At 70.7% G+C, this 11821-nt stretch carries 10 protein-coding genes and 1 pseudogene; 3 read left to right on the plus strand and 8 right to left on the minus strand.

Translation table 11 applies throughout. The features are described 5' to 3' along the window. Positions 1–148: 148 nt before the first annotated feature. On the minus strand, positions 149–1477 hold the full coding sequence (locus AV521_RS38600; protein ID WP_076095553.1) for a class I SAM-dependent RNA methyltransferase: 1329 nt from the start codon (positions 1475–1477) through the stop codon (positions 149–151). 220 nt (positions 1478–1697) lie between these two features. Then, positions 1698–3752, minus strand: a complete 2055-nt coding sequence (locus tag AV521_RS38605) for an APC family permease (RefSeq protein WP_076095555.1) — start codon at positions 3750–3752, stop codon at positions 1698–1700. 161 nt (positions 3753–3913) lie between these two features. Here AV521_RS38605 and AV521_RS49725 point away from each other — a divergent pair, with 161 nt between their 5' ends. The 3 genes from AV521_RS49725 to AV521_RS38615 all read left to right on the plus strand — a co-directional run bounded on the left by AV521_RS49725 (position 3914) and on the right by AV521_RS38615 (position 5539). After that, on the plus strand, positions 3914–4051 hold the full coding sequence (locus AV521_RS49725; RefSeq protein ID WP_179023712.1) for a hypothetical protein: 138 nt from the start codon (positions 3914–3916) through the stop codon (positions 4049–4051). Between the two features lie 145 nt (positions 4052–4196). After that, positions 4197–4868 carry a TrkA family potassium uptake protein gene (locus tag AV521_RS38610; RefSeq protein ID WP_076095557.1) on the plus strand — a complete coding sequence of 224 codons (672 nt, stop codon included), beginning with the start codon at positions 4197–4199 and terminating at the stop codon, positions 4866–4868. Further along, complete coding sequence (locus AV521_RS38615) at positions 4868–5539, plus strand: TrkA family potassium uptake protein (protein WP_076095560.1); 672 nt, start codon at positions 4868–4870, stop codon at positions 5537–5539. The genes AV521_RS38610 and AV521_RS38615 overlap by 1 nt, the downstream gene beginning before the upstream one ends. 72 nt (positions 5540–5611) lie before the next feature. Here the strand turns inward: AV521_RS38615 and AV521_RS38620 are convergent, their stop codons facing one another. The 6 genes and pseudogenes from AV521_RS38620 to AV521_RS38645 all read right to left on the minus strand — a co-directional run bounded on the left by AV521_RS38620 (position 5612) and on the right by AV521_RS38645 (position 11820). Beyond that, the gene (locus AV521_RS38620) at positions 5612–6379 is read right to left on the minus strand and encodes a DUF3159 domain-containing protein (RefSeq protein ID WP_076095563.1); all 768 of its coding nucleotides are present in this window, start codon (positions 6377–6379) and stop codon (positions 5612–5614) included. Between the two features lie 3 nt (positions 6380–6382). Further along, positions 6383–6781, minus strand: a complete 399-nt coding sequence (locus AV521_RS38625) for an OB-fold nucleic acid binding domain-containing protein (RefSeq protein WP_076095565.1) — start codon at positions 6779–6781, stop codon at positions 6383–6385. 57 nt (positions 6782–6838) lie between these two features. Beyond that, on the minus strand, positions 6839–7525 hold the full coding sequence (locus tag AV521_RS38630) for a response regulator (protein WP_076095567.1): 687 nt from the start codon (positions 7523–7525) through the stop codon (positions 6839–6841). Continuing rightward, the gene (locus AV521_RS38635) at positions 7522–10104 is read right to left on the minus strand and encodes a sensor histidine kinase KdpD (protein ID WP_076095678.1); all 2583 of its coding nucleotides are present in this window, start codon (positions 10102–10104) and stop codon (positions 7522–7524) included. The genes AV521_RS38630 and AV521_RS38635 overlap by 4 nt, the downstream gene beginning before the upstream one ends. A gap of 159 nt (positions 10105–10263) precedes the next feature. Beyond that, a pseudogene (locus tag AV521_RS38640) lies at positions 10264–10853 on the minus strand (ABC transporter ATP-binding protein); the annotation flags it as partial. A 199-nt stretch (positions 10854–11052) separates the two neighbouring features. Then, entirely contained in the window at positions 11053–11820 is a 768-nt protein-coding gene (locus tag AV521_RS38645) for a DUF3710 domain-containing protein (protein WP_076095569.1), read from the minus strand. Position 11821: the final 1 nt, after the last annotated feature.

Below are 11821 nucleotides of genomic sequence, written 5' to 3' on the forward strand. Positions count from 1 at the left end.
TTCGGCATCCTGATGGACCGACGCACTACTCATCACCTGACACCCCATCAGAACGAGCGTCAAATGAGCGTCACAAGCGTCATTTCAGCGTCAAGATATCGCCCGTAACGCCCACACCGCACATAATGCGCACGCGCAAAACCGCAGGTCAGGAGCCCTTCGCGGCTGGTTCGAGGATGGCGACACACTCCACGTGATGCGTCATCGGAAACAGATCGAACGCCCGCAGCGTCCGCACCCGATAGCCGCCCTCCCGGAAGTACCCCAAGTCCCTGGCCAGCGCAGCGGGATCGCAGGCGACGTAGGCAATGCGGCGGGCGGCCAGGGAGGTGAGGTGGGCGACCGTCTGGCGGCCGGCGCCGGCGCGGGGCGGGTCGAGGACGATCAGGTCGACCTCGGTGATGCCCGTGCGCGGCAGGACCGACTCGACCTTGCCCTGTTCGACGCGGACCCGGGGGAAGTCGGCGAGGTTGTGCCGGGCGTCCTCGACGGCCCGCTTGCCGGACTCGATGCCGAGGACCGCGCCGTTCTCGCCGAGCCGGTCGGCGAGGGCGCCGGCGAAGAGGCCGACTCCGCAGTAGAGGTCCAGGGCCATCTCGCCCTTGCGCGGCAGGAGGCCCTGCATGACCGCCGTCACCAGCGTGTCCGCCGCCTTCGGGTGGACCTGCCAGAAGCCGCCGCCTCCGACGCGGTGGGTGCGGCCGTCCGCGCGTTCGCGGACGAACGGGCGGCCGTGGACGCGGTGCACGCCGCCGGACTTCTCGTCGACCCGCAGGACCGAGACCGGCTTGTCCAGTTCGACCAGGGGGAGGCGGCCGCCGGGGCGCGGGGTCAGGATGACCTGGCGGTCCTGTGAGCCCGTCGCCGCGATCGCCTCGACCGACTCCATGCCGGTCCAGTCCCGCCGCTCGATGCCCAGCTCGCTGACGCCCTCCGCCGCGATCATGCAGTGGTCGATGCGCTCGACCTCGTGCGAGCGGTGCCGGCGCAGGCCCGCGTGGCCCTCCGCGTCGACGGCGTACTGGACCCGGGTGCGCCACTGCGGGACCTGGCCCGCGGGCAGCTTGTCCCCCTCGGCCGGCATCACCGTGCCGTCCCAGCCGGCCTCCTCGGGCGTGAGGCCCGCGAGCCGCTTGAGCTGCTCTGCGATCACCTCGCCCTTCAGCCGGCGCTGGGCGCCCGGCTTGGCGTGCTGCCAGTCGCAGCCGCCGCAGCGGCCGGGGCCCGCGAAGGGGCAGGGAGCCTCGATGCGGTCCTTGGAGGCCTCCAGGATCCGTACGGCGTCCGCGCGCAGGAAGCGGGCGCCCTCCTCGCCCTCGGTCACCTTCGCCACCACCCGCTCGCCCGGCAGCGCGTGCCGGACGAACAGCACCTGGCCCTCGGCCGTACGGGCGATGCAGTGGCCGCCGTGGGCGACGGGGCCGATCTCGACCTCGTACTCCTCGCCCACCAGAGACTTCGTCGGTTCTGCCTGCATGGCGGGGTGACTCCAGATCCAGAAAGGGAAACGGCCGCAAACCGGTGGGCCGGACAACAGCCCACCAGTCTACGGCCTCGCCGGCCCGCCTCAGTCCTTGGCCGCCGGCGGGTCAGTCCTTCGCCGGCGACCGCTCAGTCCTGGGCCGCAGGCATCTCAGACCTCGCCGCCGATGACTTGGACCTACGCCGGCGACGGCTCGGTCTTCGGCGCCGACGCCTCAGTCCTTCGCCCCCGACGGCTGCTTGGGGCGCTCCACGGCCGGGCCGCGGCGCACCGCGCCCGGTGCACTCCACTCCTGCCGCTTGCGGGCGCGCAGCTTGGCCGCCTCCGAGGAGGCCAGCTGGTAGGGCACGGAGGTGACCATCACGCCGGGTGTGAACAGCAGGCGGCCCTTCAGGCGCAGGGCGCTCTGGTTGTGCAGCAGATGCTCGTACCAGTGGCCCACCACGTACTCGGGGATGATCACCGAGACCGCGTCGCGCGGGGACTCCTTGCGCAGGCTCTTGACGTACTCGATCACCGGGCGGGTGACCTCGCGGTACGGCGAGTCCAGCACCTTCAGCGGTACGTCGATGCCGCGCCGCTCCCATTCCTCGCGCAGCATCTTGGTCTCGGCCGCGTCGACGTTGACCGTCAGCGCCTCCAGGGTGTCCGAGCGCATCAGCTTGGCGTAGGCCAGGGCGCGGAGGGTGGGGCGGTGGATCTTCGAGATCAGTACCACCGAGTGGACGCGGGACGGGCGGACCAGGTCGTCGTCGTCCGGCTCCTCGGGAGCCGCGATCTCCTCGGCGACTCCGTCGTAGTGCTTCCGGATCGCGGTCATCGTCGCGTAGAAGATGCACATGCCGAGCAGGGCCACCCAGGCGCCGTGCGTGAACTTCGTGACCAGGACGACGACCAGCACGAGGCCGGTGAAGAAGGCACCGAACGCGTTGATCGCGCGGGAGCGGATCATGTGGCTGCGCTTGGCCGGGTCCTTCTCGACCGCCAGGTGCCGGTTCCAGTGCCGGACCATGCCGGTCTGGCTGAGCGTGAAGGACACGAACACGCCGACGATGTACAGCTGGATGAGGCGGGTCGAGTCGGCGCCGTAGAGGAACGTCAGCAGGGTCGCCGCGCCGGCCAGCAGCACGATGCCGTTGGAGAAGGCGAGGCGGTCACCGCGGGTGTGCAGCTGACGCGGCAGGTAGCGGTCCTGGGCGAGGATCGAGCCGAGCAGCGGGAAGCCGTTGTACGCCGTGTTCGCGGCCAGGAACAGGACCAGGGCCGTGGCCGCGGCCAGGACGACGAACAGGAAGCTGCCCTTGCCGAAGACCGCCTCGGCGACCTGCGAGATCACCGGGTTCTGGACATAGCCGGAGCCCAGCGGGTGGCCGTTGTGGATCAGGTCGGTGGCCGGGTTCTCGGCCATGCGGACCTTGGTCGTCATGGCGAGGGCGATGATCCCGCAGAACATGGTGACGGCGAGCCCGCCCATCAGCGCGAGCGTGGTCGCCGCGTTCTTCGACTTGGGCTTGCGGAAGGCCGGGACGCCGTTGGAGATGGCCTCGACGCCGGTGAGCGCGGCACAGCCGGACGAGAAGGCCCGCAGCAGGAGGAAGACGAGGGCGAAGCCCGCGAGGCCCTGGTGCTCGGCGTTGATGTGGTAGTCGGCGGTCGGTGCGCGCATGGTGTCGCCGAGGGCCAGGCCCCGGAACGCACCCCACGCGATCATGATGAAGACGCCGCCGACGAACACGTACGTCGGGATCGCGAAGAGCTTGCCGGACTCCTTCACGCCGCGCAGGTTCATCAGCGTCAGCAGCACGATCACCGCGATCGCGCACAGCACCTTGTGCTCGACCACGAACGGGATCGCGGAGCCGAGGTTCTCGATGCCGGAGGCGATGGAGACGGCGACGGTGAGGACGTAGTCCACCAGCAGGGCGCTGGCCACGGTCAGGCCCGCCTTGGGGCCCAGGTTGGTGGTGGCGACCTCGTAGTCGCCGCCGCCGCTCGGGTAGGCGTGGACGTTCTGCCGGTAGGAGGCGACCACGGTGAACATCAGCACGACGACCGCAACGGCGATCCAGGGGCTGAAGTGGTATGCCGACACGCCCGCGATGGACAGGACCAGCAGCACCTCGCCCGGTGCGTAGGCGACGGAGGACAGCGGGTCGGAGGCGAAGACGGGGAGTGCGATGCGCTTCGGCAGGAGCGTTTCGCCCAGCCGGTCACTGCGCAGTGCGCGCCCGATCAGGATCCGTTTGGGCACGTCGGTCAGTTTGGACACGACAGAGGATCGTATGCCTTCCCTCCGGAGCCGGCCCACCCGGTGTCTGAGATCTGCCTCACGAGTGAAATCAGGGGCGCATGCAACTGCGGATTCCGTGGTCCGCGCGCTCCCCGTGCCTAGATGGCAGACCCCGCCCGTCATCGCACCTCGGAGGTCCCATGCCCGCGACCGCGGAGCTGATCGGGGCAATGCTCGCCCTGCTCGGCCTCGGAATCCTGACCCTGTGCAGCGTGCGCAGCATCACTCGGCGGCGCCCGCCCCCGGCGATCGCCCCGTTCGCCGACGCGGACGGCTGACACCGCCCGATCGCATGATCGCGAACCGTGATCATGCCGAACCGGCGCAGGGGGGTGCCCACCCCCCTGCGCCCCTGTGTAGCTTTGGGCGTCGGTCTGAGACCCTGATGCTGAGCAGTAACTTTTGGACACCGGAAGGACGGTCGTGCACATCGTCATCATGGGCTGCGGAAGAGTGGGTTCCGCTCTTGCCCAGACCCTGGAGCAACAGGGCCACACGGTCGCCGTGATCGACCAGGACCCCACCGCCTTCCGCCGACTGGGCCCGGGATTCGGCGGTCGCCGGGTCACCGGGGTCGGCTTCGACCAGGACACCCTGCGCGAGGCGGGCATCGAGGAGGCCGGCGCCTTCGCCGCCGTCTCCAGCGGTGACAACTCCAACATCATCTCCGCCCGTGTGGCCCGCGAGATGTTCGGCGTGGAGAACGTCGCCGCCCGTATCTACGACCCGCGCCGCGCCGAGGTCTACCAGCGCCTGGGCATCCCCACCGTGGCCACGGTGCGCTGGACGGCCGACCAGATGCTGCGCCGGCTGCTGCCGTCGGGTGCCGAGCCGCTGTGGCGCGACCCCACCGGCGGGGTGCAGCTCGCCGAGGTGCACGCCTCCCCCAAGTGGGTCGGCCACAAGATCAGCAAGCTGCAGGAGGAGACGGGCGTCCGCGTGGCCTTCCTGACCCGGCTGGGCGAGGCGATCCTGCCGACCTCACAGACGGTGCTGCAGGAGGGCGACCTCGTGCACGTGATGTTGCGGACGGACGACGTCGAGAAGGTCGAGGCGGCGTTCGCCCAGGGCCCGGAAGAGGAGAGCGGTCACTGATGAGGGTCGCCATTGCCGGAGCCGGCGCAGTCGGCCGCTCGATCGCGGCCGAGCTGCTGGAGAACGGCCACGAGGTCCTGCTCGTCGACAAGGCCCCGACCGCCATCTCGGTGGAGCGGGTGCCGCAGGCGGAGTGGCTGCTGGCCGACGCCTGCGAGATCACGTCCCTGGACGAGGCGGCGCTGCAGCGCTGCAACGTCGTCATCGCCGCGACCGGCGACGACAAGGTCAACCTGGTGGTCTCGCTGCTCGCCAAGACGGAGTACGGCGTCCCGCGCGTCGTCGCCCGTGTCAACAACCCCAAGAACGAGTGGCTGTTCAACGAGGCCTGGGGCGTGGACGTGGCGGTCTCCACCCCGCGCCTGATGTCGGCCCTGGTCGAGGAGGCGGTCTCGGTCGGCGACCTGGTCCGTCTGCTCCGCTTCAGCCACGGTGACGCCAACCTCGTGGAGCTGACCCTGCCCGAGGAGTCGGCACTGGCGGGCACCCAGGTCGGCGACGTCGAGTGGCCGGAGGACACCTCCCTGGTCACGATCATCCGCGGCACCCGTGTCCTGACCCCCTCCAAGGAGGACTCCCTGGAACCGGGCGACGAACTCCTCTTCGTGGCCGCGCAGGCCCGGGAGGAGCAGCTGGAGGAGCTGCTGTCGGTGCGGCGGGAAGAGTCCTGACGCGGACGGAGAGCGGACGGAAAAGGGCGCCCTTGGCAACAGGGGCGCCCTCCGTCGTCGTACGACCGCTGTCTACGCGTCCCTGCGGTGGCGTCCGCCGGACACGTCACCGCCCTCGGCGGCCAGCGCGGCCTTGCGCTCCTGCTCGGCCTGCTCCGCCGCCTCCATCTCCGCGAACACGTCGATCGGCGCGGGCGCCTTCGCCAGGAAGACCCAGGTGAGCCAGACGGCCAGCAGGAACGGCGGGATCTTCAGGGCGACCAGGACCCAGCCGAGCTTGGTGGTGTCGGACCACCAGTAGAGGGGGAAGAGGATCGCGCATTTGGCGAGCAGGATCAGGCCCCAGGCCCAACTCGCCTTCGCGTAGGCCTTCTTGCGGCCGGGGTTGCGGGTGCGCCAGGAGAGGTTCTCCTTGAAGACCGGGCCGAGGATGAGACCGATCAGCGGCACACCGGCAAGGGTCGTGACGATGTACGCCAGTGCCAGGCCCAGCGTGTAGAGCATGCCGGGGAGGTAGAAGTCCTTGGCGTTGCCGGTGAACATCGCGAACACCACACCGAAGGCCACCCCGAACACACCGCTGAAGGCGTGCTTGACGGTGTCCTTCATGGCGAGCCGGACCACGACCAGGACCAGAGACACGATGAGCGCGGCGATCGCCGACACGTGCAGGTTCTTGTTGACCGTGAAGATCGCGACGAAGAGCAGGCCCGGCACGACCGTCTCGACCATGCCGCGGACCCCGCCGAACGCCTCGAACAGCGCGGCCTCGGTCACCGCCCGGGCGTCGTCGGTCGGCGCCTGACCGGCGTCTTCGGTCGGCTTGTCGAGGGACGTCACCGGCTACTCCCGTCCGAGGGGTCGCAGTTCGTATTTCGGGTTGAACAGCACGCGGCGGCCCCGGCTCATCGAGATCCGGCCCGATGCGATCAGCTTGCGCCCCGGTTCTATGCCCACGATGGAACGCCTGCCGAGCCACACCACGTCCAGCGCGGCGGAGCCGTCGAACAGCTCGGCTTCCAGGGCGGGGACCCCGGCGCGCGGTCGCAAGGTAACCGTGCGCAAGGTACCAGTTACGGTGACGATCTGCCGGTCGTGGCAGTCACCGATCTTGGTGCAGCCCGCTGTCTCGGCGTCCTCGCGCAGCTCCTCGGACTCCAGGTCCTCCTGCGACGAGGAGAGCCGGTCGAGCATGCGCCGGAACCGGCCGGCCGGCTTTTCGGAACGAGGAACAGCACTCATACCTGAAGCGTACCGGGGCGCACCGACGGCACCGTAGCCCAGCTCACTTCCGGGCCCTCACTTCTCGAACCGATACCCCATCCCCGGCTCGGTGATGAAGTGCTTCGGGTGCGACGGATCCGTCTCCAGCTTGCGGCGCAGCTGGGCCATGTACACGCGCAGGTAGTTGGTCTCGGTGCCGTACGACGGCCCCCACACCTCCTGCAGCAGCTGCTTCTGGCTGACCAGCCGGCCGGTGTTGCGGACCAGCACCTCCAGCAGATGCCACTCGGTCGGGGTGAGCCGGACGTCCTTGCCGGCGCGGTTGACCTTCTTGGCGGCCAGGTCGACGGTGAAGCCCTCGGTCTCGACGGTCGTCAGGTCGTCGTCGCCGGGCCCGACCGGCTCGGCCCGGCGCACGGCGGCCCGCAGCCGGGCCAGCAGCTCGTCCATGCCGAAGGGCTTGGTGACGTAGTCGTCGGCTCCCGCGTCGAGCGCCTCGACCTTCTCGTCGGAGGAGTGCCGGGCGGACAGCACCAGGATGGGCACGCGGGTCCAGCCGCGCAGCCCCCTGATCACCTCGACGCCGTCCATGTCGGGCAGACCCAGGTCGAGCACGACCACGTCGGGGTGGCGGGAGGCGGCGAGTTCGAGGGCGGTCCTGCCGTCGGCGGCCGCGTCGACCTCGTACTTGCGCGCCTTGAGGTTGATCACGAGGGCGCGCACGATCTGCGGCTCGTCGTCGACCACGAGGACCCGGTTCATAGGGTCTGCCTTTCTGGTTCTGCGATGTCCGTCCCGACGGGAGGCTCTGCGGTGTCCTCGTCCGCGGGGAGGGACTGGGGACGTGTGCCTGCCTCGCGCAGGCTGAGGACCATGGTGAGTCCGCCACCCGGTGTGTCCTCGGCGTTGAGAGTGCCGCCCATGGCCTCGGCGAAGCCCCGGGCGACCGCGAGTCCGAGCCCGACCCCCGCGCCGCGCGGAGCGTCACCGTACCGCTGGAAGGGCTCGAATATCCGGTCCTTGCCCTCGTCGGGCACGCCCGGGCCGCGGTCCACCACGCGCACCTCGACCCGGTCGGCTATGGCGCTGGCGGAGACCAGCACGAGCCGCCCGCGCGGGCTGTACTTGACGGCGTTCTCCACCAGGTTGGCCACGGACCGCTCCAGCAGCCCGGGGTCGACCTCGACCATCGGCAGCGTCTCGGGGATGTCCAGCTCGACGCTGTCCTCGGGTACGCCGCCCAGGGCCATCGGGACCACCTCGTCCACGTCGATCTCGCGGATCAGCGGGGTGACCGTGCCGGTCTGCAGCCGGGACATGTCCAGCAGGTTGCCGACGAGGTGGTCGAGCCGGTCGGCGCCCTCCTCGATGCCCTCCAGCAGCTCCGCCTGGTCCTCCTCGGACCAGGCCACGTCGCCGGAGCGCAGCGAGGAGACGGCGGCCTTGATGCCGGCCAGCGGGGTGCGCAGATCGTGGCTGACGGCGGCCAGCAGCGCGGTGCGGATGCGGTTGCCCTCGGCGAGCGCACGGGCCTGGTCGGCCTCCTCCTGCAGACGCCGGCGGTCCAGGGCGACGGCGGCCTGCGCGGCGAAGGCGGCGAGCACCCGGCGGTCCTCGGCGGGCAGCACCCGGCCGGTGAGCGCGAGCGCCATGTGATCGCCGACGGGCATGTCGACGTCGGCGTCCTCGGGCCGCTCCAGCGAGCGCCCGAATCCGGCGCGCCCGGCGCAGGTCCACGGCTCGACGTCGCCCGCCCGCTCCAGGAGCGCGGCCGACTCCATCGCGAAGGTCTCCCGGACCCGCTCCAGCAGCTCCTCCAGGCTGGTCTCGCCGCGCAGCACGTTCCCGGCGAGGAAGGAGAGGATCTCGGACTCGGCCCGCAGCCGGGCGGCCTGGTGGGTGCGCCGGGCCGCGAGGTCCACGACGGAGGCCACGGACACGGCGACGCACAGGAAGATCGCGATGGCCACGATGTTCTTCGGGTCGGCGATCGTCCATTTGTGCAGCGGCGGTGTGTAGTAGTAGTTCAGCAGCAGCGAGCCGAAGGCCACCGAGGCCAGAGCGGGCAGCAGGCCGCCGACCAGGGCCGCCGCGACCGTGACGGCCAGGAACAGCAGCATGTCGTTGGCGAGGCCGACGTCGACGGCGTTCAGCAGCACCGCCAGCGCGACCGGGCCGCCCAGCCCGACCAGCCAGCCCGAGACGATCCGGGCCCGGCCGAGCCGGGCGCCCCGGGCCACGGGCAGTCCGCGCCCCTTGGCGGCCTCCTCGTGGGTGACGATGTGGACGTCGAGGTCGGGGCCGGACTCGCGGGCGACCGTGGCGCCGACGCCGGGCCCGAGGATGTACTGCCAGGCCTTGCGGCGCGAGGAGCCCAGCACGATCTGCGTGGCGTTCACGCCCCGTGCGAAGTCCAGCAGGGCGGCCGGTATGTCGTCGCCGACGACATGGTGGAAGGTGCCGCCGAGGTCCTCCACGAGGGTCCGCTGGACGGCCAGCTCCTTCGGGGAGGCCGAGGTCAAACCGTCGCTGCGGGCTATGTACACGGCGAGCACCTCGCCGCCGGCGCCCTTCTCGGCGAGCCGGGCGGCACGCCGGATCAGGGTGCGGCCCTCGGGGCCGCCGGTCAGGCCGACCACGATCCGCTCCCGCGAACCCCAGATCTTGGAGACCCGGTGTTCGCTGCGATAGGCGTTCAGGTACTCGTCGACCCGGTCGGCCACCCACAGCAGGGCCAGCTCGCGCAGGGCGGTCAGGTTGCCGGGGCGGAAGTAGTTGGACAGGGCCGCGTCGACCTTGTCCGGCTGGTAGATGTTGCCGTGCGCCATCCGGCGGCGCAGCGCCTCGGGCGACATGTCGACCAGCTCGATCTGGTCGGCCCGCCGTACGACCTCGTCCGGGACGGTCTCCTGCTGCCGTACCCCGGTGATCGACTCCACGACATCGCCGAGTGACTCAAGGTGCTGGATGTTGACGGTGGAGATCACATCGATGCCCGCCGCGAGCAGTTCCTCGACGTCCTGCCAGCGCTTGGCGTTGCGGGAGCCGGGGACGTTGGTGTGGGCGAGTTCGTCCACCAGGGCGACAGCAGGGGCCCTGCGCAGTACGGCGTCCACGTCCATCTCGGTGAAGACGGCCTGCCGGTACTCCAGCTGTTTGCGCGGCACCTGCTCCAGGCCGTGCAGCATCACTTCGGTGCGCGGCCGGTCGTAGTGCTCGACGAAGCCCACGACACAGTCGGTGCCCCGCTCCTCGCGGCGATGTGCCTCGGCGAGCATGGCGTAGGTCTTACCGACGCCCGGTGCCGCACCGAGGTAGATCCGAAGCTTGCCGCGTGCCATGGCCCCATTGTCTTCCCGTAACTGCTGCGTACGCAGCGTCGACCTTACGGCCAACAATTGCGGCAATAGGGACAGGGGGGTGGGCAGCGGGCAACTTTGACGCAACTCTGATGAGCCGTACGGACCGGTGGATGCCCCTGTGCCGGTCCCGCCGGTTCGGTGCTCGACGATCTCGGCGTCCCGGAGTTCCAGCACCCGGTCGGCCGGATCCAGCAGGGTCGCGTCATGCGTGGCGACCAGGGCGGACGGCGGTCCGCGGCAGCTCTGACGGCGTGCCCGGTCTCGGCGTCGAGCCGACGGTCGGTTCGTCGGCGACGATCAGGGCCGGTTGGTCGGCGAGGGCACGGGCGATGGCGACCCTCCCCCAGTGCCTCCAGGGCCTCGGGACACCCCCAGCTGCTGGCCGCCGGACAGCTCACCGGGCCCTAGCCCCGCGTGACCGGCGGCCCGACCAGGGCGAGCAGTAGCTCGACGCGTTCCTCGCACGCACGCGGGTCGGCACGGCGCAGCCGCAGCGGTAGGCCGACGTTCTCGGCCGCGGTGAGGATCGGAATGAGCCCGAAGGACTGGAAGACGAACCCGGTCCGGTCCCGCCGCAGCCCCAACAGCTCGCTCTCGCCCATGTCCCCCCGGCAGCCGCCGTCCACCTCCACCCGCCCCGGGTCGGGCGTGTCGAGCCCACCGACGATGTCCGGCAGCGTGGTCTTACCGGACCCGGACCGCCCCTTGAGCGCGGCGAGTTCGCCCCGCCGCGCATGACTCACAGCGCCTCCCCCGTGGACCGGGCGCCAGCACCACGGAGCAGCCCGATATGGGGCTACCGCCGCGTGGGGGCGGGCAACCGCAACAGACCTGTACTCGGCAATGAGGCGCCCCCACCCACGGCGCGCCCCGCAAGAACGGGCCGTACCCCTCAAAGGCACGGCCCGTTTCCAGTTGCTGAAGCCGTCAGCGGACTTCCGTGATCTCCGGTCCGCGCTGCAACTGCCCCATACCGCCGGAGAAGCGCGAGCCCTCCTCCTGCTGGATGCCCTCGGGGACCATCTGCGCGTCGTTGGGGAGCTTGAGGACGATGGGGTCGCGGGGCGCCATCGGGCCCTCGCCGCGGACCACGACCGTGTCCCGGAAGATCTGCTCCAGCAGACCCGCGGCCTGCGGCTGCACGGCACCCTGGCCGGAGATCACACCGCGCAGGAACCAGCGCGGGCCGTCCACACCGACGAACCGCACGACCTGGAAGCCGCCGGTGCCGTCGGGCAGCTGCACCGGCACCTGGGCGCGCAGCTCCCAGCCGAGCGGGCCCTCGACCTCGTCGACGATGCCACCCTGCTGGGTGATGCCGCTCCCGATCTCCTCGCGGACCTCACCCCAGATACCTTCGCGCTTGGGCGCGGCGAACGCCTGGAGCTGAATGGCGCTGTCGCGCAGCACGACGGTCGCGGCGACGATCGCGTCACCGGCGACCTCGACCCGCAGCTCCATCCCCTCCACGCCCGGGACGAACATCCCGCCGAGGTCCACGCGGCCCTCGGCCGCATCACGCACCTCTTCGCTGTCCCAGGGCCCGTCGGGCCGGGGCCCGGGCTCCAGCCGGACACGCTCGCGCTCGGCCTCTTCCAATTCCTCGTCCGCCTCGGTGTCGACGCTGTCGACGACCTGCTCGGCCTCGCCGGCCGCGTCCTCGGCGGCACCCTTCTTGTTGCGACGTCCGAACACG

Source organism: Streptomyces sp. IMTB 2501 (assembly GCF_001953885.1).
Lineage (GTDB): Bacteria > Actinomycetota > Actinomycetes > Streptomycetales > Streptomycetaceae > Streptomyces.

What these genes read in the sequence shown, in the direction of transcription:
- AV521_RS38600 (WP_076095553.1), bottom strand. Translation starts at nt 1,477, where the DNA reads ATGCAGGCAGAACCGACGAAGTCTCTGGTGGGCGAGGAGTACGAGGTC.
- AV521_RS38630 (WP_076095567.1), bottom strand. Translation starts at nt 7,525, where the DNA reads ATGAACCGGGTCCTCGTGGTCGACGACGAGCCGCAGATCGTGCGCGCC.
- AV521_RS49725 (WP_179023712.1), top strand. Translation starts at nt 3,914, where the DNA reads ATGCCCGCGACCGCGGAGCTGATCGGGGCAATGCTCGCCCTGCTCGGC.
- AV521_RS38625 (WP_076095565.1), bottom strand. Translation starts at nt 6,781, where the DNA reads ATGAGTGCTGTTCCTCGTTCCGAAAAGCCGGCCGGCCGGTTCCGGCGC.
- AV521_RS38635 (WP_076095678.1), bottom strand. Translation starts at nt 10,104, where the DNA reads ATGGCACGCGGCAAGCTTCGGATCTACCTCGGTGCGGCACCGGGCGTC.
- AV521_RS38615 (WP_076095560.1), top strand. Translation starts at nt 4,868, where the DNA reads ATGAGGGTCGCCATTGCCGGAGCCGGCGCAGTCGGCCGCTCGATCGCG.